The organism is Bradyrhizobium sp. USDA 4354 (assembly GCF_054060315.1).
On the sequence record NZ_JBSSDC010000001.1, the window covers coordinates 5,950,953 to 5,975,061 of the forward strand.

29 protein-coding genes are annotated in these 24,109 nt (G+C 65.2%); 20 read left to right on the plus strand and 9 right to left on the minus strand.

Going from position 1 to position 24,109, the window contains the following annotated elements; translation table 11 throughout:
* From fabD to ACVIIV_RS27770, 3 genes are all read right to left on the minus strand, one after another.
* Entirely contained in the window at positions 1-960 is a 960-nt protein-coding gene (gene fabD, locus ACVIIV_RS27760) for an ACP S-malonyltransferase (RefSeq protein ID WP_456748846.1), read from the minus strand.
* A 172-nt stretch (positions 961-1,132) separates the two neighbouring features.
* Entirely contained in the window at positions 1,133-2,158 is a 1,026-nt protein-coding gene (locus ACVIIV_RS27765; protein WP_456746986.1) for a fatty acid desaturase family protein, read from the minus strand.
* Between the two features lie 3 nt (positions 2,159-2,161).
* Positions 2,162-2,866 carry a TetR/AcrR family transcriptional regulator C-terminal domain-containing protein gene (locus ACVIIV_RS27770; protein WP_456746987.1) on the minus strand — a complete coding sequence of 235 codons (705 nt, stop codon included), beginning with the start codon at positions 2,864-2,866 and terminating at the stop codon, positions 2,162-2,164.
* A gap of 347 nt (positions 2,867-3,213) precedes the next feature.
* On the opposite strand from ACVIIV_RS27770, the gene rpsF reads away from it, so the two are divergent.
* The 4 genes from rpsF to rplI all read left to right on the plus strand — a co-directional run bounded on the left by rpsF (position 3,214) and on the right by rplI (position 5,679).
* Entirely contained in the window at positions 3,214-3,681 is a 468-nt protein-coding gene (gene rpsF / locus ACVIIV_RS27775) for a 30S ribosomal protein S6 (protein ID WP_456746988.1), read from the plus strand.
* Positions 3,682-3,686: 5 nt separating this feature from the next.
* A complete protein-coding gene (gene rpsR / locus ACVIIV_RS27780) occupies positions 3,687-3,926 on the plus strand; it encodes a 30S ribosomal protein S18 (protein WP_007592020.1) in 240 nt (79 codons plus the stop codon).
* Between the two features lie 131 nt (positions 3,927-4,057).
* Positions 4,058-5,032: a DUF2232 domain-containing protein gene (locus ACVIIV_RS27785; RefSeq protein WP_456746989.1), complete on the plus strand. Its 975-nt coding sequence runs from the start codon at positions 4,058-4,060 to the stop codon at positions 5,030-5,032.
* A gap of 47 nt (positions 5,033-5,079) precedes the next feature.
* Positions 5,080-5,679, plus strand: a complete 600-nt coding sequence (gene rplI, locus ACVIIV_RS27790; protein ID WP_456746990.1) for a 50S ribosomal protein L9 — start codon at positions 5,080-5,082, stop codon at positions 5,677-5,679.
* Positions 5,680-5,795: 116 nt separating this feature from the next.
* On the opposite strand, the gene ACVIIV_RS27795 is transcribed toward rplI, so the two are convergent.
* The 3 genes from ACVIIV_RS27795 to ACVIIV_RS27805 form a co-directional block, all read right to left on the minus strand.
* A complete protein-coding gene (locus ACVIIV_RS27795; RefSeq protein ID WP_456746991.1) occupies positions 5,796-6,263 on the minus strand; it encodes a PaaI family thioesterase in 468 nt (155 codons plus the stop codon).
* Positions 6,264-6,275: 12 nt separating this feature from the next.
* The gene (locus ACVIIV_RS27800) at positions 6,276-6,872 is read right to left on the minus strand and encodes a TetR/AcrR family transcriptional regulator (RefSeq protein ID WP_456746992.1); all 597 of its coding nucleotides are present in this window, start codon (positions 6,870-6,872) and stop codon (positions 6,276-6,278) included.
* A 106-nt stretch (positions 6,873-6,978) separates the two neighbouring features.
* On the minus strand, positions 6,979-7,986 hold the full coding sequence (locus ACVIIV_RS27805) for a hypothetical protein (protein ID WP_456746993.1): 1,008 nt from the start codon (positions 7,984-7,986) through the stop codon (positions 6,979-6,981).
* A gap of 277 nt (positions 7,987-8,263) precedes the next feature.
* On the opposite strand from ACVIIV_RS27805, the gene ACVIIV_RS27810 reads away from it, so the two are divergent.
* On the plus strand, positions 8,264-9,514 hold the full coding sequence (locus ACVIIV_RS27810) for a class I SAM-dependent methyltransferase (RefSeq protein ID WP_456746994.1): 1,251 nt from the start codon (positions 8,264-8,266) through the stop codon (positions 9,512-9,514).
* Positions 9,515-9,523: 9 nt separating this feature from the next.
* Here ACVIIV_RS27810 and ACVIIV_RS27815 read toward each other — a convergent pair whose 3' ends face one another.
* Positions 9,524-9,652 (minus strand): hypothetical protein, encoded by a 129-nt coding sequence (locus tag ACVIIV_RS27815; protein WP_456746995.1) that lies wholly within the window; start codon positions 9,650-9,652, stop codon positions 9,524-9,526.
* Positions 9,653-10,279: 627 nt separating this feature from the next.
* Here ACVIIV_RS27815 and ACVIIV_RS27820 point away from each other — a divergent pair.
* Positions 10,280-11,791 carry a replicative DNA helicase gene (locus tag ACVIIV_RS27820; protein WP_456746996.1) on the plus strand — a complete coding sequence of 504 codons (1,512 nt, stop codon included), beginning with the start codon at positions 10,280-10,282 and terminating at the stop codon, positions 11,789-11,791.
* Positions 11,792-11,837: 46 nt separating this feature from the next.
* Positions 11,838-13,103, plus strand: coding sequence for an alanine racemase (gene alr, locus ACVIIV_RS27825; RefSeq protein WP_456748847.1), 1,266 nt, complete (start codon positions 11,838-11,840; stop codon positions 13,101-13,103).
* Positions 13,104-13,237: 134 nt separating this feature from the next.
* Here alr and ACVIIV_RS27830 read toward each other — a convergent pair whose 3' ends face one another.
* Positions 13,238-13,453 carry a hypothetical protein gene (locus ACVIIV_RS27830; RefSeq protein ID WP_456746997.1) on the minus strand — a complete coding sequence of 72 codons (216 nt, stop codon included), beginning with the start codon at positions 13,451-13,453 and terminating at the stop codon, positions 13,238-13,240.
* A 40-nt stretch (positions 13,454-13,493) separates the two neighbouring features.
* Here ACVIIV_RS27830 and ACVIIV_RS27835 point away from each other — a divergent pair, with 40 nt between their 5' ends.
* Together ACVIIV_RS27835 and ACVIIV_RS27840 are read left to right on the plus strand one after the other, a co-directional pair.
* Positions 13,494-14,264: an exodeoxyribonuclease III gene (locus tag ACVIIV_RS27835; protein ID WP_456746998.1), complete on the plus strand. Its 771-nt coding sequence runs from the start codon at positions 13,494-13,496 to the stop codon at positions 14,262-14,264.
* A 256-nt stretch (positions 14,265-14,520) separates the two neighbouring features.
* Complete coding sequence (locus ACVIIV_RS27840; RefSeq protein WP_456746999.1) at positions 14,521-14,793, plus strand: hypothetical protein; 273 nt, start codon at positions 14,521-14,523, stop codon at positions 14,791-14,793.
* Positions 14,794-14,897: 104 nt separating this feature from the next.
* On the opposite strand, the gene ACVIIV_RS27845 is transcribed toward ACVIIV_RS27840, so the two are convergent.
* On the minus strand, positions 14,898-15,029 hold the full coding sequence (locus ACVIIV_RS27845; RefSeq protein ID WP_456747000.1) for a hypothetical protein: 132 nt from the start codon (positions 15,027-15,029) through the stop codon (positions 14,898-14,900).
* Positions 15,030-15,206: 177 nt separating this feature from the next.
* On the opposite strand from ACVIIV_RS27845, the gene ACVIIV_RS27850 reads away from it, so the two are divergent.
* The 11 genes from ACVIIV_RS27850 to radA all read left to right on the plus strand — a co-directional run bounded on the left by ACVIIV_RS27850 (position 15,207) and on the right by radA (position 24,014).
* A complete protein-coding gene (locus ACVIIV_RS27850) occupies positions 15,207-15,947 on the plus strand; it encodes a FadR/GntR family transcriptional regulator (RefSeq protein ID WP_456747001.1) in 741 nt (246 codons plus the stop codon).
* A 49-nt stretch (positions 15,948-15,996) separates the two neighbouring features.
* Positions 15,997-16,896, plus strand: a complete 900-nt coding sequence (locus tag ACVIIV_RS27855) for an NAD(P)-dependent oxidoreductase (RefSeq protein ID WP_456747002.1) — start codon at positions 15,997-15,999, stop codon at positions 16,894-16,896.
* 10 nt (positions 16,897-16,906) lie between these two features.
* Complete coding sequence (locus tag ACVIIV_RS27860) at positions 16,907-17,590, plus strand: amino acid ABC transporter permease (protein ID WP_456747003.1); 684 nt, start codon at positions 16,907-16,909, stop codon at positions 17,588-17,590.
* Between the two features lie 7 nt (positions 17,591-17,597).
* Entirely contained in the window at positions 17,598-18,266 is a 669-nt protein-coding gene (locus ACVIIV_RS27865; RefSeq protein WP_456747004.1) for an amino acid ABC transporter permease, read from the plus strand.
* A gap of 1 nt (position 18,267) precedes the next feature.
* Positions 18,268-19,023: an amino acid ABC transporter ATP-binding protein gene (locus ACVIIV_RS27870; RefSeq protein WP_456748848.1), complete on the plus strand. Its 756-nt coding sequence runs from the start codon at positions 18,268-18,270 to the stop codon at positions 19,021-19,023.
* Between the two features lie 20 nt (positions 19,024-19,043).
* Positions 19,044-19,838, plus strand: a complete 795-nt coding sequence (locus ACVIIV_RS27875; RefSeq protein WP_456747005.1) for a transporter substrate-binding domain-containing protein — start codon at positions 19,044-19,046, stop codon at positions 19,836-19,838.
* A 69-nt stretch (positions 19,839-19,907) separates the two neighbouring features.
* The gene (rpiB, locus tag ACVIIV_RS27880) at positions 19,908-20,354 is read left to right on the plus strand and encodes a ribose 5-phosphate isomerase B (RefSeq protein WP_456747006.1); all 447 of its coding nucleotides are present in this window, start codon (positions 19,908-19,910) and stop codon (positions 20,352-20,354) included.
* A 9-nt stretch (positions 20,355-20,363) separates the two neighbouring features.
* Positions 20,364-21,281, plus strand: coding sequence for a ribokinase (locus tag ACVIIV_RS27885; protein WP_456747007.1), 918 nt, complete (start codon positions 20,364-20,366; stop codon positions 21,279-21,281).
* Between the two features lie 57 nt (positions 21,282-21,338).
* The gene (locus ACVIIV_RS27890) at positions 21,339-22,058 is read left to right on the plus strand and encodes a sulfite exporter TauE/SafE family protein (protein WP_456747008.1); all 720 of its coding nucleotides are present in this window, start codon (positions 21,339-21,341) and stop codon (positions 22,056-22,058) included.
* 31 nt (positions 22,059-22,089) lie between these two features.
* The gene (locus tag ACVIIV_RS27895) at positions 22,090-22,500 is read left to right on the plus strand and encodes a hypothetical protein (protein WP_456747009.1); all 411 of its coding nucleotides are present in this window, start codon (positions 22,090-22,092) and stop codon (positions 22,498-22,500) included.
* A gap of 68 nt (positions 22,501-22,568) precedes the next feature.
* A complete protein-coding gene (gene radA, locus ACVIIV_RS27900) occupies positions 22,569-24,014 on the plus strand; it encodes a DNA repair protein RadA (protein WP_456747010.1) in 1,446 nt (481 codons plus the stop codon).
* The last annotated feature ends 95 nt before the right edge of the window (positions 24,015-24,109 follow it).

Genomic DNA, 24,109 nt, shown 5'->3' on the forward strand with positions numbered 1-24,109 from the left:
CTAGGCCTGCTTCGCAGCGGCCAGTGCATCCTTGGCGGCGGCAATATCGCCGGGACCGCCGACCGCAACGCCGACAGCACCGTCCGCAATGCGCTTGACGAGGCCCGTCAGCACCTTGCCGGCGCCGATCTCGAAGAAGCGGGTGACGCCCTGCCCCGCCATATAGGCGACCGACTCGCGCCAGCGCACCGTGCCGGTGACTTGCTCGACCAGGCGGCGGCGGATCTCGTCGGGATCGGTGATGGCGCTCGCCAGCACGTTCGACACCAGCGGCGCCGTCGGCGCCTTGATCGTGACCTTCGAGAGCGCCTCCGCCATGGCATCAGCGGCCGGCTGCATCAGCTTGCAATGGAACGGCGCGGATACCGGCAGCAGCATCGCGCGCTTGGCGCCCTTGGCCTTGGCAATCTCGACGGCGCGATCGACCGCAGCCTTGTCGCCTGAAACAACCACCTGCCCGCCGCCATTGTCGTTGGCGGCCTGGCAGACCTGCCCCTGCGCCGCCTCGCCAGCGACCTCCATGGCAGCCTCATAGTCGAGACCGAGCAGCGCGGCCATCGCGCCGGCGCCGACCGGCACGGCCTTTTGCATTGCGAGACCGCGCGTGCGAAGCAGACGGGCGGTATCCGAAACCGTCAGGCTGCCGGCCGCGGCCAAAGCCGAATATTCACCAAGCGAGTGACCGGCAACGAAGGCCGCGTCTCGCCCCACGGAAAAGCCAGCCTCGGCCTCGAGCACGCGCAGGGTGGCGATAGACACCGCCATCAGCGCCGGCTGGGCGTTCTCGGTGAGCTGGAGGGTTTCGGCCGGACCTTCCCAGATGGTGGCCGTCAGCTTCTCGGAAAGCGCGGCATCGACCTCGTCGAACACGGCGCGCGCCACCGGAAAGGCGTCAGCCAAGGCCTTGCCCATGCCGACCGCCTGGGAACCCTGCCCAGGAAATGTGAATGCAGCCGTCATCGGCGCTCCCTGCTTGTCAGGCATGATCCCTCTCGAGAACCGGCAGCCGATTACGCACGGCCTTGGGCCATGGTTCCGGATCATGCTCCAAAGGGGGCCGTAGACACCGTCCGGGCCCGCACTGTCAAGCCGAGACGGGAACTTGGACCAGCATTCAACGGGGAAGGCGCCGTTAGAACCCGCCGGCAGTCTGGTTGGCATCGACGTCCGCACCGGCCTGCGCGCGGCGCGCACTGTTGACAAGTTGCCCCGGCCGATCCTCGCGGTTCGGCTTTGCCGTGGCCAGCCGCAGCACCGCCGCGTAATTCGGCTGCACTTCCATGCGGCCGGCGTACCGGCTGGCGCTCAGCAGGCGATGCACCTTGGGCAGATTGTAGCAAGGCACGTAGAACAAGAGATGATGCTCGAGGTGATAGTTCACGTAGTACGGCGCGATGAACAGGCGCTCGAGAAAATTGGCATGGGTGGTGCGGGTGTTGCGCAAGGGGTCATTGCTATCGGGGACAACGGCGTGCTCGGCGATGTTGCGGATGCGGGTGATGACCATCATCCAGGTCAGCAGCGGCACCAGCCAGAGCAGCGGATAGGCCCACCACACGCCGGCCGCGGCGAGCGCCACAAACATAATCGCATTGACCGCACATTGCGGGCCAAGCTTCTCCCAGAAATGCGCCGCACGCCGCCGCCATGACCAGTCCTTTGGCCCGAGCGCGTTGAGCAACTGCGCCTTGCGCTGCTGGTAGCCGGTCTGCCCGGTGATGTCGCGAATGAACTTGCGGCGATAGCTCCGCTTGGTGATCGGAAACGGCGCCGACAGCACGAGATCGGGATCGTCCTCCTGCTGGGTGCGCGCATGATGCTGAAGGTGGTAGCGCCGGTAGCTGCGCGTCTCCGCAAACAGCGGATAGGCGCAGAACCACTGGCTCAGCGCCAGATTGGTTTTCTCGTCAGCAGACAGGCAGCCATGTGCACCGTCATGCATCAGGATCGCAAGGCCGAGCTGGCGTGAGCCGATGATGGCGACGGCGAAGATATAGGTGAGCGGATTGGGCCACCACGCGACCAGAGCGATGGCTGCAATGATCAGCGCCCAGGCGTGCGCTATCAGCGCAGCGCCTTTCCACGTCACGCGCTGGCGCACGTCGGCCAATTGATCATCGGTCAGGAAATCGCGGGCACGCATGCGAAGCGCGGTCATGGCCTACCCTTCCTCATTCGAATTGTCGGGTGCGTCGCGCGCCTCGACGAGACGCAGGCGCCCGGTGTCTTCAGTGGATTTCGCCTGCTCGCCCAGCACGCGCAGCATCTCGGCGCAGAGCTCCTCGGGCGAGCGGCCCATCGCATAGCCTTCGAGGATGACGCCGATGGCGACGGCCCAGAAGCGCCGCGAGCTTTCGTCGGGCGCGCGCAGCGAGCGCCAGCCGTGCCGCTCGACCTGAGCCGCATAGGCGCGCGCGCCTTCGCCGTGCAGGCGCTCGATGGTACGTTCGACCAGCGGTGCGAGATCCTGGCGACGACGCGTCAATGTCAGCGCTTCGGCGAAGAAGGCGACCGAATCGCTTGCCGTCACGGTCTCGGCCAGTGCGCGGGTGTATTCCCGGGGCGTGCGCGCCTTCAGCGCCGCCTGCTCGGTGGCGCGTGCCAGGTACAAGAGATCGCGGCAGGCGCATTCGACGAACAGCGCCTCCTTGGTGCGGAAGTAATAGGTGATCTGGCTCGGGAACGCGTCCGCGGCGGCCGCGATGTCGGTGATCGCCGTGCCAGACAGCCCCCGCTCCCGAAACAGCGGGCTCGCAGCATCCAAGAGCAGCGACCGCATCTTGCGGCCGGCCGAACGCGTCGCGCGCGCGGCGTGCTTGGGGTCGCCTACCACCTCGAGCGGCGCATCGGCCGACGTTTCCGCCATGGGAATCCTCTTCGTTGGCTTATTTGTATGTCATACAAACAAATAGATCAAGCCGGAAGTGGCATGGGGAAGGATGGGTCAGGCCTCGTCGCGACGGGAGGATGCTGGTCGAAAATGCCCCTCCAACCTTGCAAAGCCGGTCAAAATCCGTATAAGGCGCGCATCCGCAGACCCCGGCCGGGAGCTGAACGGACGGTCTCAGCAAATCATTCGTGATTTTGGTGTGGCAGGGCCAGTCGACCCGTCGTCCCGTGTTTCCGCCTTCTGAGCTTGATCCCAGAGTCCTTTCCGAAGGTCTCTTAAGGGTTTGACGCCGGGCGATGCGCCAACATGAGGAAAGGACGTCCATGCCTCTTTACGAGCATGTTTTTCTCGCGCGTCAGGACGCGAGCCCGCAGCAGGTCGAAGAGCTGACTGCGCAGATGACCGGTATCGTCGAAGGTCTCGGCGGCAAGATCACCAAGACCGAGAATTGGGGCGTGCGCTCCCTCACCTACCGCATGAACAAGAACCGCAAGGCGCACTTCGTGCTGCTCAACATCGACGCGCCGTCCGCGGCGATCGCCGAGATCGAGCGCCAGGAGCGCATCAGCGAGGACGTGATCCGCTATCTCAGCGTCCGCGTCGAGGAGCTCGAGGAAGGCCCGTCCGCGATGATGCGCAAGGCCGACCGTGATCGCGAACGTGACGACCGCGGCGGTGGCTTCCGCGGCGAGCGTGAAGGCGGCTTCCGCGGCGACCGCGAGGGCGGTTTCCGCGGTGATCGCGGTCCGCGCCGTCCGCGCGATGAAGCTGAAACCACGGAAGGGGAGTAAGACCAATGGCTGAAGCTGGTGCACGTCGCCCGTTTTTCCGTCGTCGCAAGAGCTGCCCGTTCACGGGCGCCAACGCTCCGAAGATCGACTACAAGGACTCCAAGCTCCTGATGCGTTACGTCTCCGAGCGCGGCAAGATCGTGCCGAGCCGCATCACCGCGGTGTCCGCGAAGAAGCAGCGTGAGCTCGCCCGCGCCATCAAGCGCGCGCGCTTCCTGGGCCTCTTGCCCTACGTCATTCGCTGATACGACCAATTCGACCGGCGGCCGCAGCGCCGCCGGTCGTCACTTTCTGAACTCATAAGGCTTCCGGGTCGTCCGGTGGCCGATGGTTGGGGCGAAATGCCTCTAACCGCTCGAAGGGAGCGGGACAGCTGATGATGGCCTTTGGACTGATAGCCCTGATCGCCGGCGCTGCGTCGGCCCTGATGTTCGCCTCGATCGTTTCGGGCGCGCTGATCTCGCTCGTCCTGTTCTATCTCGCACCGCTGCCGCTGATGGTCGCCGCGATCGGCTGGGGACCGCTTTGCGCGAGCCTTGGCGGCATTGCCGCCGCGATCGGGCTCGGCGCCCTGTTCGGCCTGCCCTACTGCATCGCCTTCGCCGTCACCGTCGCGTTACCGGCCTGGTGGCTCGGCCATCTCGTCCTGCTCGGCCGGCAGGTGGGAAGTGTCGCGCCGGACGCCGCCGAACCGCCGGCCGAGCCCGAGATCGAGTGGTATCCGGTCGGCCGCATCCTGCTCTGGATCGCAGGCTTTGCCGTGCTGACCACGATCGCCGCGCTGCTCACGCTCGGCACCGACGCCGAAACCATCACCGGCACGCTGCGGCGCGGCCTGATGCGCCTCCTCCGCGCCACCGACCCGCAAACCTCGGGCGAAGCCAGTCAGTTCGTCGACGCGCTGGTGCGCATCGCGCCAGCCGCCGCCACCATCGTCGCGATGATGACGCTCACTCTCAACCTCTGGCTCAGCGCCAAGGTGACCGCGACGTCAGGCCGGCTGCGCCGACCCTGGCCGGACATGAGGACGGCGGAGCTGCCGCCGATGACGCTGGTGGTGCTCTGCATCGCCCTCGCCTTCTGCTTCACTGGCGGGCTGCTCGCCATCGTCGCGCAGATCGCCACGGCCGCGCTGATGATGGGCTATGCGCTGACCGGTTTCGCCGTGCTGCATACGCTCACGCTCGCGCTGAAGAGCCGCACGTTCTGGCTCGGCTCGACCTACGCCATCGTCGTCGTGTTCGGATGGCCCGTGATCGCGATGGTGATCCTCGGCCTTGCGGATGCCGTGTTCGGCTTCCGCGAGCGCTTCCTGCGCAGTCGGCAGCCGCCACCACTGCCAACCCCTTAAGTCACCCGAAACTGAAACCTACAGAGCACTTCAAAAGGAGAACGAATATGGAAGTCATTTTGCTGGAACGCGTCAACAAGCTCGGCCAGATGGGCGAAGTCGTGAAGGTTCGCGACGGCTACGCCCGCAATTTCCTGCTCAAGCGCGGCAAGGCGCTGCGCGCCACCGCCGACAACCGCGCCAAGTTTGACGGCATGAAGGCCGAGCTCGAAGCCCGCAATCTCCAGGCCAAGGGCGAAGCGTCCAAGGTTGCCGAGAAGATCGAGGGCAAGAACATCATCGTGATCCGCCAGGCCTCCGAAGCCGGCCAGCTGTTCGGCTCGGTCACGGTGCGCGACATCGTCATGGCGTTCGAGGCCGACGGCGTCCACCTCGATCGCCCGCAGGTGCAGCTCGACGCGCCGATCAAGACCATCGGCAAGCACACGGTCACCGTTGCCGTTCATCCCGAGGTCGAGGTCGAGATCACCGTCACGGTTGCGCGCAGCCAGGACGAGGCCGAGCGCATCAACCGCGGCGAGGACATCTCGACCCGCAACGAGGATCGCGATGCGGCCGCCGAGGCGATCGCCGCCGCCGGCGAGTTCTTCGATCCGGAAGCCCAGCACGACGAGGTCGCACCGGCCCCGGCTGCGGAAGAGAAGTAAGCAAATCTGTTTGTCATTCCGGGGCGATGCGAAGCATCGAGCCCGGACCTTGAGATTCCGGGTCTGGCGCTTGCGCGCCATCCCGGAATGACGAGATCTAGATCTGCCCGGCCGCCTCAGGCGGCCGGGCTTTTCGTTTTAGCGGCGACATCCTCGCTCAGCATCGCGATCGAGGCCAGCGCGGTTGCCGTATGCTTCTCGACACCGTCGCTGACGCAGAACACGTCGGCCGCGACCACGGACACCTGACGGCCCGGCTTGATCACCCTGGCACGGCAGATCAGCTTCTCGCCGACCGCAGGCGACAACAGATTGAGCTTGTATTCCGCGGTCAGGGCCGGCTGGCCGCGCGAGGTTGCGGCTGCGATCGTCGTGGCATTGTCGACCAGGAAGGCGGTCACGCCGCCATGAAAGAAGCCGTGCTGCTGTAAGAGCTCCGGCCGGCGCTCCACGGCGATGGTGCAGGTGCCGCGCGACAATTCGGACAGCTCGGCGCCGACCAGGTTCATAAAACCCTGCCGGCCGACATTGGTGTGGATGCGCTCGGCAATTGGCGCGAATTCCGGATCAGCTTCGGCTCGCATGCAGTCCTCTCCTTATTGCTTGTTGATGCGGTCGCATGGCCTTAGCGCACGATTGGCGCAGGCGATCAGCGTGTCGGCCTCAATTCGCGGATCGGTGCGGTCGCGTCCCGACAGGAAGGCGCGGCAGAAGATCTGCGCCGGACCGATCAGTTGGCTGACGAACATCACCGGCGCCATCGGCAGAAGTTCGCCGCTTGCGACCAGCGGTGCGCGCCAGCGTTCAATGCCTTCGGCAAGCCGCGCATTCTGTGCGCGCTGGGCGTCGCGCACGTCATCGCCCCATTCGCTGCGCGAGATTTCGAAGAGGTAGCGCGCCTCGCGCCGGCTGGTGACGACCCAGTCGAGATGCGCCCGGACCAGGCGGTCGATGCCCTGCTCCGCGTCGGGGACGGGATCGAGCGCGGCCAGCACCGCGGCGTGATAGTGTCGCAAGACCTCCAGAAACAGCGCACCGGCGAGCTCCTTCTTCGAGCCGAAGACGTGAAAGAAGCTGCCATTGGAGGCGCGCGCCCGGGTGCGGATCGCGGCTACCGTCGCGGCTTCGAAGCCGACGCGGTCGAACACCATCAGCCCGGCTGCCAACAGATCGTCTCGCACGCTCGTCGCCATCGATAGCCTCCTAGAGCACTACTCTAGAGTATCACTCTAGATTTGGTCAATACGATGCGGAGACCGCGATGAAGGCGGCCTCCGCATGTCGGTCTAAGTGGCGGAATTAGCGCGAGATCGGCGGTGCCGGGGGACCGGATGACTCGGCCGGCGCCGCGGGCGGGGCTGCAGCAGCGGCCGCGGGGGGTGCCGGCTCCCGCTGCGGCTTGGCCGCCGGTTCGGAGCTGGTCGCAGGAGCGGCCGACTTGGAAGCAGCCTCTTCCGCCGGCTTGGGCGCCGCCGGCTCGGCGGGCTTCGCAGCGGCAGCTGCAGGCGGCGTCACCTGCGGAACGGGGTCGGATCGTAATGCCGGGGTATCGCCGCCGTGCGGCTCGACCTTCGCGCTATCAGGCTTGGTCTCGACGGGCTTCTCGGATGCCTTGCTGCCATCGGGCTCGGCCTTGGCGGTGTCAGGCTTGGCGGTGTCAGGCTTGGCGCTGTCAGGCTTGGCGCTGTCAGGCTTGGCGGTCTCAAGCTTTGGCTCGCTCTTCTTGTCTTCGATAGCCGGCGCGGCGGCATCGACCTTCGGGGCTTCCTCAGTCCCGGGCTTAGCGCGCCGCTTGCCTTTGCGTGCCTCGGGCGCTGCCTGTCCCTCCGGCTTCGCGCCGTCCTCGGCCGGCCGCGCAGCACGCTTCTGGCGCGCGCCCTCGGCGGCCGGAGCGGAGCCCTCGCCCTCAGGCCTGACGGCCTCTTGCGAGCGCTGGCGGCGGCCCTGATGCTCAGGCGACTGGCCCGGAGCGGTGCTCGCTTCCTTCTCTTTGGCGCCGTCCTTCTTGCCGTCCTTGGCCTGATAGCGGGTGTCGATGGCTCCGTTCGAGACCAGGTAGGAGGCGAGGATGCCCGCCATGTCCGAGCTCGTGGTGTAGTGCTGGCGCAGGAAGCCCGGCAACGAACCCGGCGCCACGGATTTCAAAAGTCCGCGCGGGCTCTTGTGGCAGGCATTGCAGGTCTGCGCGAATAGCTGGGACGGGGTCTTGCCGGCCTCGAGGTTCGTCGCCTGCGCAAGAACGGAATTGGCCGCACCGAAGCCGATCAGAAGCAATACCGTCGCGAGGCTGAGCGCTCGGCTCGACATTCCCATTATCTCCGTTGAATTTACGCGAATGCAGCCGGCATCCGGCGCGGCGGCGGTCACCTTTTAGCCGATTGGGCCGCGAATGGAAGCAGGCTCCACGCGCAAGGATGTGATTAAGCGGTTTTCGAATATCGGCTTTGAATACAGTGCAATAGCGCAACCGGAACCGCCTCGCTAGATTTGGATGCAAACGCATAGGAACCGCTGCGGCGCCTGGGCGTCAGATCTGAAGGCCGGGTTAGTCGCATCTTTCGGGTTCGCTCGAGAGGAAGTGCCGATGGACCGTTTGTTGCGCAGATTCCTGTCTCAATTCATCCGCCGCGGGTCGATGACGGTGACCGGCGCGAGCGGATCGAAGTTCACCGTCGGCGACGGCTCCGGCGAGCCGGTCGCGGTGCGCTTCGTCACCGCGGACGCGGAGCGAAAGATCCTCATCAATCCCGAGCTGGGACTTGGCGAGGCCTATATGGACGGCGAGTTCGTGGTCGAGCGCGGTACCATAGCTGATGCCCTCGCGATACTGCTCGATCAACCCGACCTATTGCCGCAGTGGGCTAAACCGTGGTGGCACCTGCGCTACCTGACGCGGCACTTGAAGCAGTTCAATCCCCGCACCCGTTCCCGTCACAACGTTGCTCATCACTACGATCTCGACGGCCGGCTCTATTCGCTCTTTCTCGATGCCGACAAGCAATATAGCTGCGCCTATTTCGAAACGCCCGAGATGCCGCTGGACGACGCGCAGCTTGCCAAGAAACGGCACATTGCGGCGAAGCTCCTCATCAAGGACGGCCAGCGGGTGCTCGACATTGGCTCCGGCTGGGGCGGCCTCGGGCTCTATCTCGCCGAGGTCGCGGGCGCCGATGTCACCGGCGTCACGCTGTCGTCCGAGCAGTTGCAGGTCGCCAATGCGCGCGCAGCCGAAAAGGGCCTGACGGCCTCGGCCAGATTCCTGCTGCAGGATTACCGCGACATTGACGGCAAGTTCGACCGCATCGTCTCGGTCGGCATGTTCGAGCATGTCGGGGCAAGGTTCTACGACGCCTACTTCCGGCGCTGCGCAGAGCTGCTGAGCGAGGACGGCGTCATGCTGCTGCATTCGATCGGCCGTTCGCAGGGCCCGGATTCGACCAATCCATGGATCGCCAAATACATTTTCCCCGGCGGCTACATCCCCGCCCTCTCGGAGGTGCTGCCGGCGATCGAGCGCGCGGGCCTTTTGGCCTGCGACATCGAGATTTTGCGCCTTCACTACGCCGAGACGCTGAAGGCCTGGCGGGAGCGCTTCATGGCGCGGCGTGAGGAGGCCGTGCAGCTCTACGACGAACGCTTCGCCCTGATGTGGGAATTTTATCTGGCGGCCTGCGAGATGACGTTCCGCAAGCAAGCCATGATGAACTTCCAGATCCAGCTCACCCGTCGCCAGGGCGTGGTGCCGATGATCCGCGACTACATCCCGCGGGAAGAAGCCCGGCTGCGGGCTCGCGAAGGGGCGACCAAGCCCAGGCTCAAGCTGGCCGGTGAATAGGGCCAGATCTTAGTGACGCAGGGTCGAAATCCCGGAAGTCCGGAAAGAGGCCGTTAGCGCCAGTTGCGCCCGCAGTTCCAGCAGGATCTCGGGTGCGACCGGCTGGCGGCGCACATCAGGCTGTTCGGCGTGCTTCATGGCCGCGATCAACCCGGACAGCCAAAGCCGGCTGCCCGCCTCGCTTCGCCAATTCTGGTGCTGCCGTTCTGGCCGCATCGCTCGCCTCGTGTCCTGTTGGCGGGGAATAGGACAATCTCCAGCCCGCCTGCCTGTTCCGGCATGATCCCCGAAAGAATCCGGGGAGATGTGATCTGCTTCACATATGTCTGGTCGGGCCTGGCTTAGACCGTCGCCATGAGCAAAGAGACCCAAACCTCATTCGACGTGCAGGACGACCTCCGCACCGATTACGCCCTGATCGCCACCGGCGTCGGGGCGGCTCTGGTTGCGCTGGTCTACCTCCTGCTGGTCTGAACCCGAGCCGAAGCTGGCCAGCGTGCGTCAATTTCGCGCGCTTCTCGATAGGTCTGCGCGCCAGTCGACAGGGTTCACAGGTTTCAGGATTTTTCCATGGCGCGGCCGGCCGCTTCCAGGCGCACCGGTGCCGCGAAAATCCGTCAAGCGCGGCGCGTGCCGCGACTGCCAATCATCCACCATTTTAACTGAGCGGTTGATAGCGGCCAGCTTTCGCTTCCGCTTTGGCTTGAGGCGGCGCTTTATCCCGGCCCCGCATCCGCCCAAGAAAATTGCTAAGCACGTCCGACCATGGCCCTGACTGATTCGAACGTTCTCAAACTCGCGCCCGATGCCGGAACTCCGACCTATCGGAGCGCGCCGCATAATATCGAGGCGGAACAGAGCCTTCTGGGCGCGATCCTGGTCAACAACGACGCCTTCTACCGCGTCTCCGACTTCCTGGAGGCTAAGCATTTCTTCGAGCCGCTGCACCAGACCATCTTCGAGACCGCCGGCAGCCTGATCCGGATGGGCAAGATCGCGACGCCGGTGACGCTGAAGACGTTCCTGCCCGCCGATACCGATGTCGGCGGCATGACCATCGGACAGTATCTGGCGCGGCTCGCCGCCGAAGCCACCACCATCATCAACGCCCAGGACTACGGCCGCACCATCTACGACCTGTCGCTGCGGCGCGACCTGATCGGCATCGGCGAGGACATGGTCAACGTCGCCTATGACGCGCCGGTCGACTTCCAGCCGCGGGCGCAGATCGAGGACGCCGAGCGAAAGCTTTACGAGCTCGCCGAATCCGGCCGCTATGACGGTGGCTTTCAGAAATTCTCGCAGGCGCTGGCGGTCGCGGTCGATCTGGCTGCCAAGGCGTTCCAGCGCGACGGCAAGCTGTCCGGCATCTCGACGGGCATGCGCGACCTCGACACCAAGATGGGCGGCCTGCAGCACTCCGACCTCATCATCGTCGCGGGACGTCCCGGCATGGGCAAGACGTCGCTGGCGACCAACATCGCCTACAATGTCGCGCAAGCCTACGTTCCGGAACTCCAGGCCGACGGCACTACGAAGGCCGCCAATGGCGGCGTCATCGGCTTCTTCTCCTGCGAAATGTCGGCCGACCAGCTCGCCACGCGTATCGTGGCCGAGCGCACCGGCGTTCCCTCCTCCCACATCCGCCGCGGCGGCATCTCGGAAGCCGATTTCGAGAAGATCCGGGAGGTCTCGATCGAGCTGCAATCGCTGCCGTTCTATGTCGACGCGACCGGCGGCCTGTCGATCGCGCAGCTGATGGCGCGCGCGCGCCGACTGAAGCGACAGAAGGGCCTCGACCTACTTGTGATCGACTACATCCAGCTGCTGTCGGGCTCGGGCAAGCGCGCCAGCGACAGCCGCGTGCAGGAAATCACGGAGATCACGACCAGCCTGAAGGCGCTGGCGAAGGAACTCAACGTTCCCGTGATCGCGCTGTCGCAGCTTTCACGACAGGTCGAATCCCGCGACGACAAGCGGCCGCAGCTCTCCGACCTGCGCGAATCAGGCTCGATCGAGCAGGACGCCGACGTCGTGCTGTTCGTGTATCGCGAGGAATATTACCTCGCCATGAAGGAGCCGCGCCCGGGCACGCCTGAGCACGAGAAGTGGCAGCTTGACATGAGTCTTGCGCACGGAAAGGCGGAGGTCATCATCGGCAAGCAGCGTCACGGCCCGACAGGCACCGTTGACCTGGCCTTCGAAGCCTCGGTCACGCGGTTTGGCGACCTCGCGCCTGACAGTCAGCTCCCGGCTCGCAGCGGCAACGACTACTGAGTTCCTTGAACAGGACCTGCCTCTTGCGTAAAACGGCGCCATGACAATGGCGTCCGACCCGAAAACGATCTCGCAATCCGGCCCTCTCTCCGCTGAGGCCAATCAGGCCGCCGCGCTCGCGGCCTATGGCGGCGTGCTGACCGTCGATCTCGACGCGATCATCGCTAACTGGCGCAAGCTCGAGAAGACGGCGGTGCCGGCCGAATGCGCGGCGGTGATCAAGGCCGACGCCTATGGCTGCGGCGCCGAGCAGGTCGCGCGCGCGCTGAGCAAGGCCGGCTGCAAGACCTTCTTCGTCGCCACCATCGAGGAAGCGCGCAAGGTGCGCGCGGCCGTTCCGGAGCCCACGATCTACGTGCTCGGCGGCTATTTCCAGAACACCGGCGAGCACTACGCCAAGACCAACTGCCGGCCCGTGATCGGCGATCTCAACGAGCTCGCCGAATGGGACGTGTTCTGCCGCCGCACCGGCTGGAACGGCGGCGCCGCAATCCACATCGACACCGGCATGAACCGGCTCGGGCTGACGCTATCGGAAGCGCAGGCCATCATCCCCCGCATCAATGCCGGCGATCACGGCATCACGCTGGTGATGAGCCATCTGGTCGCGGCCGAGCAGCTCAACAGCCCGGTCAATGCAAGACAGCTCGCGGCCTTCCGCAGCATTGCCAGCGAGTTCTCAGGCGTCCCGGCGGCCCTCGCCAATTCCTCCGGCATCTTCTTGGGCGCGCCCTTCCAGTTCGACCTGGTGCGACCGGGGGCTGCGCTCTACGGCGTCAACCCGACGCCGGAGGCCGACAATCCGATGCAGCAGGTGGTCGACCTCAAGGCGCGCATCGTGCAGATCCGCACCATCGAGCGCGGCGAGACCGTCGGCTATGGCGGCACCTGGACCGCGCGGCGGCCGACGAAGCTTGCGATCATCGCGGTCGGCTATGCCGACGGCTATTTCCGTGCCGCCAGCTCCAATGACGGCACCCGCGGCGCCGAGGTCGTCGTGGCCGGCAAGCGCTGCCCGGTCGCGGGCCGAATCTCGATGGACCTGATCGCGATCGATATCACCGATCTGCCGCCGAACGCGGCGCGGCGCGGCCACATGGTGACGCTGCTCGGCGAGGGCATCACCGTCGACGAGCTCGCGCACCATTTCGGCACGATCGGCTATGAGGTGCTGACCAGCCTCGGCCACCGCTATGCCCGCGTCTACAAGGGCGGCAATGTGGAGGAGCCGCTGGTCAAGCCTGAACCTGTGCAAGCGGCCGCGCTGCCGCCGGTCGAGCAGCCCGCAAACCCACCGCCACTGCCGAGCTAGCGGCTGCGCGCGTGCCCCGGACGCAGCGCAACGCTCCTTCAGCGGTGCGCTGCAGAGCCGGGGCCCATCTCTCCGTATTGTACGTGTCGCCTGCTGGATCCCGGCTCGCGCTCCGCGCGTCCGGGACACGAGGACTATTTCTTCTTTCTGCTGTCCAGCGCTGTCTTGCAGGTGGTGCTGAGCTGGTCGCGCTTGGCGTTGAGACAGGCGACGATGCCGCCGCCCGGCGCGATGCCGGCGCAGAATTTGTCATAGTCCGCCTTGCACGCGCCGCGCGTTTCGGCTGAGTGTGCCGTGGCCCCGGAAAACGCGACGACGAATGCGAGTGCGGCAAAGCTCAACTTGGACATTGTATCTCCGGTGACGGAAGGCAGGAGCCGCTAGCTCTACATGAAGATCGCGACATTCAACATCAACAACATCAACCGCCGCCTGCCCAATCTGTTGGCATGGCTGCGCGTCGCGAAGCCCGATGTCGTCGCACTTCAGGAGTTGAAGGCAAGTGATGGCGAATTTCCGGCTGCGACAATCGAAAAGGCCGGCTACGGCGCAGTGTGGTGTGGACAAAAAACGTGGAACGGCGTCGCCATCCTCGCCCGCAACGCCGAGCCCGTGCTGACGCGCGACCGGTTGCCGGGAAAGCCTGACGATCTCGAAGCCCGCTACATCGAAGCCGCCGTGCGCGGCATCATCGTCACCAGCATCTACCTGCCCAACGGCAATCCGCAGCCGGGACCGAAATTCGACTACAAGCTCGACTGGTTCGCGCGGCTGAGGCGCCACGCCAAGACTCTCATCAAGCAGGATCTGCCGGTGGTGCTCGCCGGCGACTACAACGTCGCCCCTGATGAGATTGACATCTACCCGACGCGCTCGTGGGACAAGGATGCGCTGATCCAGCCGAAGAGCCGCGCGGCCTTTGCCTCGCTGGTCGAACAAGGCTGGTGCGATGCGATCCGCGAGCTGCATCCGGGCAGGCGCATCTACACGTTCTGGGACTACAAGCGAAACCGCTGGCTGCGCGATGCGGGCCTGCGGCTCGATCATCTCCTGCTCAGCCCCGCCCTCGCCCCGCGTCTGGCAAGAGCCGGCGTCGACAAGAACATCCGCGGCGAAGACGGCGCGAGCGATCACGCGCCGGCGTGGGTGGTATTGCGGTGACCCTCACCACAAATTCCTGCCGTGTCCTTCTCAGCGTTGCCAATGCCTATCTCGCGCTGGCAAGCCAGCTTGGTCTCCTCGCGTTCGTTGAAAGCCAGGAGAGCGCGAGGATGGCCGGTCGGGATATGCCCTGAAGGCAGCGAACCAGCATCCCAGGGAATAAACAACCTAGAATCTTGGCTCTCGCTCATTGACACATTGATACAACTTGAGGAAGCATCAGGCGTTTCATTCAAGCTTTTTTGGAGAACGCCATATGACTACCATCCACATGGACTCCTCCGTTAGCCAGACTGTCACCCGCGCAGTCATGAACGGAGGAGTTCTGAGCTGCACCAAGGCCAGCGACAAAGACGTTTACTCTCATTCGATATGGGCAACAGAGAGCAATATTCGCCAATTCACGATGCATGAAGGCGACAGTATCGTAATTCCGCCCGGCTCAACCCTCACCGTCTGGATATTCCGAAAACAGCCCGGACAGTCGACCTGGAAGATGGAATTCGAACTCAAAGAGAAAGCCGCCTGAGGCTTTCGCAATCTAGACCGCTCTCGCAAACCGCGAGAGCGGTAAGTCGTCGTGTCGAGAATGAATGTCTTCGTCGAACACGTGCTGCCAAGATCGATGTGGAGCTAGTCGAGCTTCGCCGTCCAGTTTGCCGCGAGCGCCGCCTCGATGCCGCCGCCCAGAACCCAACCGCCACGGTCATCGCGATAGCCGCTCGCGGAGCTAAGCGGAGACGCGGGAATGGGTGATGTCGACATCGACTTGGCCATAGGCAGCGCACCGGTGGTCTCGGGCCGGACCTGCGGCGTAGCCCACGCGCCCGCCTAGGCAAACCAGAGCAACCGCGATTTCGACCCGGGTTGAGAGCCGAGCCTCTTGACCTCCATGCCTTGGTCAGCATATTGGTCTGACCAAGATCAGACCAAGAGACCGGGATGGAGCTCAAGCGGACCGCCGAAGGCGAAAAAGGGTTCGAGAAGGTGTTCGCCTTCTTGCGCGAACGCCTGCTTGCGGGCTCGCTCAAGCCGGGCGACCGCCTGATCTCGGAACGCGAGCTCGCCACCCTGCTCGGTGTCAGCCGGCCGATCGTGCGCGAGGCGCTGCGCGCCCTCACCGTGCTCGGCATCGTCGAGATCCGCGACCGCATCGGCACCGTGGTGACGCGGCCGGACGTCTCGGTGCTGAACGACTTCTTCACCTTCGCGCTGGCCCAGCAGGCCGACATGCTCGACGACGTCATGCAGGCGCGCGTCGCGATCGAATGCCAGGCCATCCGGCTCGCCTGCGAGCGCGCCAACATTGCCGATTTCGAGCGCCTGCAGCGTGCCCTCGCCAAGATCGGCGAGACCATCGACGAAGCCGACGCCGGCGGCATGGCCGATTTCGACTTCCATCGCGCCATCGTGGTCGCCTCGCATTCGGAGACGCTGGCGGTGCTGCACTCTTCGATGGCGGGTCTGCTGACGCATTCGCATCGCAGCCGCCGCGAGCTGGTGCAGGCCTTCCCGTCGATGAAGACCTATCTGATCGAAGACCACCGCCGCATCTTCGAAGCCGTCATCGCGCGCGATCCGGAGCGGGCGGATGCGACGCTGCGCAAGCATTTTGCCATCGGCGACGAATACCGCAGGCGTGCCGTCGTCGGCGACGTCGACAAGACCAGCGCCTCACGCTGATCGCGGCAGGCCATTCCAACAAGAAACCATCAAGAAACGGACTGACAACATGGGACGGAACGGCAACGGCAATGTCGGCTTCATCGGCATCGGCACGATGGGACGGGAGATGGTGCGCAACCTCCTGGTGGCCGGCCACGTGGTCCGCGTTTTCGATCTGAACGAAGCCGCGGTGACGGACAGCGTCAAGGAAGGTGCGATCCGTGCTAAGAACTCCGCCGATGCCGCGCAAGGCGCCGACATCGTCATCACCATGCTGCCCGACACGCCTCACGTCGAGGCGACGATTTACGGCGAGCACGGCCTGCTGAAGTCCCCTCCGCCCGGCAAGCTGATCGTCGACATGAGCACGATCTCGCCGGTTGCCGTCCGCCGTATCCATGCCGATCTGCAAAAGGCCGGCGTCGGCTTCATCGACGCGCCGGTCTCGGGCGGTCCGGTGGGCGCCAAGAACGCCGCGCTCTCGATCATGGCCGGCGGCGATGCCGAAGGCTTTTCCAAAGCCGAGCCGTTCTTCCGTGCGATGGGCACGACGATCACGCATGTCGGCGCATCCGGCGCCGGCCAGAGCGTCAAGCTCTGCAATCAGCTGATCTGCGGCATCAACATCCAGGCGATCTGCGAGGCGCTCGCGCTCGGTCGCGCCTCGGGCGTCGATCTCAATCTGCTGCGCCGGGTGTTGCTCGGCGGCTCGGCGGCCTCGTGGATGCTGGACAAGCTCGGCCCGTCCATGATCGCGGGCGACGTCGGCGCCGGCTTCCGCATCGATCTCATGCTGAAGGACCTCCGCCTCGTGCAGGAGCACGCGCAGGCGCTCAACGTGCCGCTGCCCGGCACCGCGCTCGTCACCAGCCAATATGTCGATGCGCGCGCCCATGGCGAGGGCAGCAACGGCAATCAGGCGCTGTTCCGCGTCTATGACCGCATGACCAACCAGACAACCGGCTGAATCTGACACGATGAGCCTCCAACTCGACTTTCCCGCAGTGCTGGAGCGTTGGCCGAGTTTCCTGGCCGGCGCCGTGCTCACGTTGGAGTTGGCGTTCTTCGCGACCGTGCTCGGCGCCCTGCTCGGCACCCTCGCGGCGGTCGGACGCGGCACGCACAACGCGCTGATCGCGGGCGCCTGCAAGGTCTATGTCGAGACCATCCGCAACACCCCGCTCCTGGTGCAGATCTTCCTGGTCTATTTCGGCCTCGCCAGCCTTGGCCTGAAATACTCCGCCTTCACCGTGGCCGTGGCCGCGCTGACGATCAATGTCGGCGCCTACACCGCCGAGATCATGCGCGCCGGCTTCGAGGCGATCCCGCGCGGACAGATCGAGGCGGCCGAGGGGCTGGCGCTGTCGCGCCTACAGATCTACTGGCACATCATCCTGCTGCCGGCGGTCGAGAAGGTCTATCCCGCACTCACCAGCCAGTTCGTGCTCTTGATGCTGGCCTCCTCGGTCTGCTCGCAGATCTCGGCCGAGGAGCTCACCGCGGTCGCCAACTACATCCAGTCGGACACGTATCGCGCGTTCGAGACCTACATCATCGTCGCGGTGCTCTACGTCATCCTGTCGCTGGTGATGCGTGCCGGCTTCTGGGGTCTCGGCCTCATACTGTTTCCGCGCCGGCGCCGGCTCGGCACGCCATTGTGAGATGACCATGGGCGGACATCTCAACATCAACCATCTGATGTTCCTCGGCCAGGGCGCGCTGTGGACCATTGGACTATCGCTGATCGCGCTGATCGGCGGCGGCATCGTCGGATTCGCGATCGCGCTGGCGCGGATCTCGCCGCTCAAAGCTGTGCGGATCGCCAGCGCCGTCTATGTCCAGCTCATCCAGGGCACGCCGCTGCTCGTCATCCTGTTCCTCGGCTATTTCGGCCTCGCCGCCATCGGCCTCAAGGTCTCGCCGCTCGTCGCTGCCGGCGCCTCGCTGACGCTCTATGTCGCCGCCTATCTCGGCGAGATCTGGCGCGGCTGCATCCAGTCCGTGCCGAAGCCGCAATGGGAGGCCGCCGAGGGCCTGGCGCTGAGCCGGACCCAGCGCATGATGAAGGTGATCCTGCCGCAGGCGATCCGCATCGCGACGCCGCCGACCGTCGGCTTCATGGTGCAGATCATCAAGAACACCTCGCTCGCCTCCGTCGTCGGCTTCGTCGAGCTGATGCGTTCCGGCCAGATCGTCAACAACTCGCTGTTCGAGCCGTTCGCCATCTACGCCATCATCGCCGTTACCTATTTCGCCATGTGCTATCCGCTGTCGCTGTTCAGCCAGAGGCTGGAACGGCGGATGGGGCGTGGCAGGTCCAACCTCGCAACGGCCTGACATGCAGCAGAACCCCTCCTCCGACTCCATCGTGTCGCTCCGCAACGTGCAGAAGAGCTTCGGCCCGCTCCGGGTGCTCGATGGCGTTTCCTTTGCCGTCGAACGCGGCGAGGTGCTGGCGCTGATCGGCCGCTCCGGCTCCGGCAAGAGCACGGCGCTGCGCTGCATCGACCGTTTCGAGAAGGTCGACGGCGGCGAGATCGTCGTCTGCGGACATCGCGTCGACCGTCCCGACGTGAACTTGCGCGCGCTGCGCCAGGACGTCGGCATCGTGTTCCAGAGCTACAACCTGTTTCCGCATCTCACGATCGAGCAGAACATCACGCTCGCGCCCTGCGCGGTGAAGGGCATGGCAAGCTCGCACGCCAAAGACCTCGCGCGAAAAGTGCTGGCGCAGGTCGGGCTCGAGGAGAAGCTGCACGCCTATCCCGAGCAGCTCTCCGGCGGCCAGCAGCAGCGCGCCGCGATCGCCCGCTCGCTGGCGATGCAGCCCAAGGTCATGCTCTTCGACGAGGTCACCTCCGCGCTCGATCCCGAGCTCACGGGCGAGGTGCTGAAGGTGATCGAACAGCTCGCGGCCGACGGCATGACCATGGTGATGGTCACCCACGAGATGGGTTTTGCCAAAGGCATCGCCGACCGGATCGTCTTCATGCATCGCGGCAAGGTCCACGAGACCGGATCCGCCTCGATCCTGACGTCGCCGACCACGCCCGAACTCACGCAATTCGTGGGGACGGGAAACCTCAAATCATAACAGGGAGAGGAGAACCAAGGATGACCAACAAGAGACTTTTGTGGACCGCCGCCGCGTTGTGCGGCCTCATCATGATGGCGGCGACGCCGGCCTCGGCCGACCTGCTCGACGACATCATGAAGGCCAAGAAGATCCGCATCTCGACCGACCTTGCCATCCCGCCCTCGGGCATGATGGATTCCAGCATGAAGCCGACCGGCTCGGACGTCGAAGTCGCGCAGCTGCTCGCCAAGGACTGGGGGCTCGAGCTGGAATTCATCCAGACCACCGGCGCGACCCGCATCCCCAACGTCCTGACCGGCAAGGCCGACATCATCGTCTCGACCCTGTCGGTGACGGCGGAGCGCGCCAAGGTGATCGACTTCACAAAGCGCTACGCGACGCTGCAATCCGATGTCGGCTGCCTGAAATCATCGACCGTGAAGGATTGGGCCGACCTGAAGGACAAGTCGATCGGCGTCTCGCGCGGCACCACGCAGGACACCACCCTGTCCAATATGAAGGACAAGGATCTCAAGATCGCCCGCTATGACGACGACGCCACCATGGTCACGGCGGCCGTGTCCGGCCAGGTCGACTGCGTCGGCTCGTCCGCGACGATCATCAACCAGATCGGCGTCAAGAACCCCACGCGCGTCTTCGAGTCCAGGATTCCGCTGGCGACCTTCGACCTCGCCATCGGCCTGAAGAAGGGCGAGCAGCCTTTGATGGACAAGCTCAACGCCTGGATCACCGAGAACGTCAAAAACGGCAAGCTGAACGCGATCTACAAGAAATTCCACGGGGTCGAGCTGCCGCCCGACATGCGCAGCTGAAACCGAACGGACAACCGTGGCAGCCGCACGCGGCTGTCACGGTCAATGCAAGATCAAGAAGGACATCATATGCGTCTCGTCATCGGATCCGACCACGCCGGCTGGCCGCTCAAGCAGACCGTCATCGACCACATCCGCAAGCTCGGCCACGACATCATCGACGTCGGCTCCTATGACGACAAGCCGGTGGATTTTCCCGACATCGCGCGCGCCGTGGCGCACAAGGTGACGTCGGGCGAAGCCGCGCGCGGCATCATGGTGTGCGGCACCGGCGTCGGCGCCTCGATCGCCGCCAACAAGATGAAGGGCATCCGCGCCGCGGTCTGCCACGACGTCCATTCCGCGCATCAGAGCGTCGAGCATGATGATGTGAATGTCATGTGCATCGGCGCGCAGATCGTCGGCGCCTGGCTCGCCGTGGATCTCGTCTCGTCCTACCTCTCCGCCGAATTCTCCACCGACGAGGATTTCCGCCGCCGCGTCGAGAAGCTGCGCGTCATGGACGAGCAAGGCTGACGTCCCGCCATGATCCTGGTGTTCGGATCGCTCAACGTCGATCTGGTGGCGCAGGTCCCGATCATTCCGGGCCCCGGCCGGACAGTGCTCGCCTCGTCCTACCAGACGCATTTCGGCGGCAAGGGCGCCAACCAGGCCGTCGCCGCCGCGCGGATCGCTGGAGCAGGACGAGTCCGGATGGCAGGCCGTGTCGGCCGGGACCAATTTGGCGACAGCGCGATCGAGAATCTCCGGACGAACGGCATCGACGCGGATCTCGTCATCAGGGCCGACGAGCCGACCGGCTGTGCCTTCATCACGGTCGATCAGTCCGGCGAGAATGCGATCACGGTGGCCAGCGGCGCCAACTTGACTGCCAGCGCCGGTGACCTGCCAGCCGAGCTCTTCAGTCCCGACACGGTGCTCGTGCTCCAGATGGAGGTCCCGTTCACAGAGGCGCTGGAAGCGGCGCGCCGGACGAATTCGGCCTCCGGCACCGTCATCTGGAATCTCGCACCGGTCCCGGAGAAGATGACCCGCGAGACGCTCACGGATCTTCTCGCCGTGACCGACTATCTCCTCGTCAACGAGCACGAGGCGATCGACGCCGCCATGGCCATCGACCTTGGGACGGCCAGCTACGAAACCGCCGCCGCGGATCTCGCCAAGGCCGGCAGTCTCACCTGCATCGTGACTGCCGGTGCGCAAGGCGCGCTGGCCGTGACGGCCGACGGCGCCCGCCTGCGCGCCTCCTCGCGGCGCATCACGCCAGTGGACACGACCGGCGCCGGCGACACCTTCGTCGGCGCGTTTGCGGCCATGCTGAGCGAGGGCGTAGCGCTGCAACGCGCGCTCGCGGTGAGCTGCGAAGCGGCCGCATTGAACTGCCTCAAGGCCGGCGCGCAGACCGGCATGCCGATGCGCAGCGCAATAGGTTCCCTCGCGTAGAACGCATCGCTGGCGTCGCGGCCCGCGGCTAAACTCTCCCGATTCGTGGAGACCGCCTTGGCCTTTCTCTTCGTCCTCAGCGTCGGCCTCATCGCCGGCACCATTTCCGGCATCGTCGGCACCGGCTCGTCGATCATGCTGATGCCGGTGCTGGTCTATGCCTATGGGCCGAAGGAGGCCGTGCCGATCATGGCAGTGGCGTCCGTGATGGCGAATTTTTCCCGAATCTTGGCGTGGTGGCGCGAGGTCGATTGGCGGGCCTGTGCGGCCTATTCGGTCACGGGCATTCCGGCGGCCGCGCTCGGCGCGCGGACATTGCTGGCGCTGCCCTCGCATGCCGTCGATCTCACCATCGGCATCTTCCTGATCGCGATGGTGCCGGTGCGGCACTGGCTGGCGCGGCACGATCTCAAGGCCAATCTCTGGCATCTCGCGATCGGCGGCGCGGTGATCGGCTATCTCACCGGCATCGTGGTCTCGACCGGCCCGCTCAGCGTGCCGCTGTTCCTGTTCTATGGCCTGTCCAAGGGTGCCTTCCTCGCCACCGAAGCGGCCTCATCGCTGGGGCTTTACCTCAGCAAGTCGGTGACATTCGAACGCTTCGGGGCGCTGACCACCGACGTCGCCCTGAAGGGATTGATCGCGGGCTCATCGCTGATGCTTGGGGCATTCGTCGCCAAGCGCTTCGTGCTGCATCTGAGGCCGGAGATGTTTCGGCTGCTGATGGACGGCATCATGCTCGCGGCAGGCTTGACGATGCTGTTCAATGCGTTCTGAGTGCGTCCATCCGGGTAAAGGACACCAGTGCATGAGCACCGTTCTCATGATCACCGCCGCGGGCATCGTCCTCTTCGCAACACAGCCGGCATTCGCCGCGCAACCGTTCGACGGCCTGTGGGCCTCGACGGAAAAGGATTGCCGCGACAGGGAGGTCCCGGACAGCAAGACGATGATCGACCTCGACAACGTCATCAAGGGCAAGCCGGCCCCACTGGTCGACCGGTACGAAAATCACTGCCGCATCGACCGCCAGACGCCGGCCGGCGACCGCCTCGTCCTGTCCGCCACCTGCTTCGAATTCTGGGACGACTACAACAAGGGCGTGAACGGCAGCAAGGTCACGATCAAGCTGGCGCCAGGCGCGAACGGCACGATCAAGATCGACGGGAAGCCATACGTATTGTGCAAGCGCAAGGACGAATTGCCGAAAGCACGGTAGCGTGGAACGCTTGGCGCTCCCATCTCTGATCGTGCTAAGCACCCCGAACGCAGCAACGACTCACCTCCATGGCCAAATCCACGCTTTCCTTCGTCTGCCAGAACTGCGGCGCGGCCTACAATCGCTGGCAGGGCAAGTGCGAGTCCTGCGGCGAGTGGAATACGCTTGCGGAAGAAGACACCAGCGGCAGCGTGCCGGTGTCGATCCGCTCCAAGCGCAAGGGCCGGACGTTTGCGCTGGAGAGCCTCGCCGGCAAGAGCCCGGATGCGCCGCGCCTGTCCTCCGGCATGACCGAGCTCGACCGCGTCACCGGCGGCGGCTTCGTCCGCGGCTCGGTGCTGCTGGTCGGCGGCGATCCCGGCATCGGCAAGTCGACGCTGCTGACGCAGGCGACCAGCCTGCTGGCCCGTGGCGGCCACCGCGTCGTCTACATCTCCGGCGAAGAGGCGGTCGCCCAAGTGCGCCTGCGCGCCGAGCGGCTCGGGCTGTCGGACGCACCGGTGCAGCTCGCCGCCGAGACCTCGGTCGAGGACATCGTCTCGACCCTGTCGGAGGGCGCGGTGCCCCGGCTGATCGTGATCGACTCGATCCAGACCATGTGGACCGACACGGTGGAGTCCGCGCCCGGCACGGTGACGCAGGTGCGCGCCTCGGCGCAGGCGCTGATCCGCTTCGCCAAGAAGACGGGGGCAGCCATCATCCTGGTCGGCCACGTCACCAAGGACGGCCAGATCGCAGGTCCCCGCGTGGTCGAGCACATGGTCGACGCGGTGATGTCGTTCGAAGGCGAAGGCTCGCAGCAATTCCGCATCCTCCGTGCCGTCAAGAACCGCTTCGGCCCGACCGACGAGATCGGCGTGTTCGAGATGACGGGCCTTGGCCTGCGCGAGGTTACCAACCCCTCCGAATTGTTCCTGTCCGAGCGCGATCTCGGCACGCCCGGCACCGCGGTCTTTGCCGGCATCGAAGGCACAAGGCCCGTGCTGGTCGAATTGCAGGCATTGGTGGCCCCGACCTCGCTCGGTACCCCGCGCCGGGCCGTGGTCGGCTGGGATCCGAGCCGGCTCTCGATGGTGCTGGCGGTGCTGGAGGCCCATTGCGGGGTCAAGCTGTCCGGCCACGACGTCTACCTGAACGTCGCGGGCGGCCTGCGCATCCACGAGCCGGCGGCTGATCTCGCTGCTGCCGCGGCGCTGGTGTCCTCCCTGGTTAATGCGCAGTTACCGACTGATGCCGTCTATTTCGGCGAGATCTCGCTCTCAGGCGTGGTGCGCCCGGTGGCGCAGACCCCGGCCCGGCTGAAGGAAGCGGCAAAACTGGGCTTCCAGCGCGCCGTGCTGCCCGAATCGGCACGGGGCGAGCCCGGCGGCGATGCCGGATTGTCGCTCAACGCGGTGAACAGCCTGACGACATTGGTGGCCGAGATCGCCGCACGCGGCTCTCGCCGGGGCGAATCGACCCCGCCGGCAGAGAAAAATGCCACACCGGCAAGATTCCGCCGTGGAGAGGGCTAGGCGGAGGTGACGCCGGAGGCCCTCGCCGCTATACAGCCGTCACAAAAGCAGCATGGGATTGCGTAGTTGCGGCCTTGCCGGGAACGCCGTCTGCC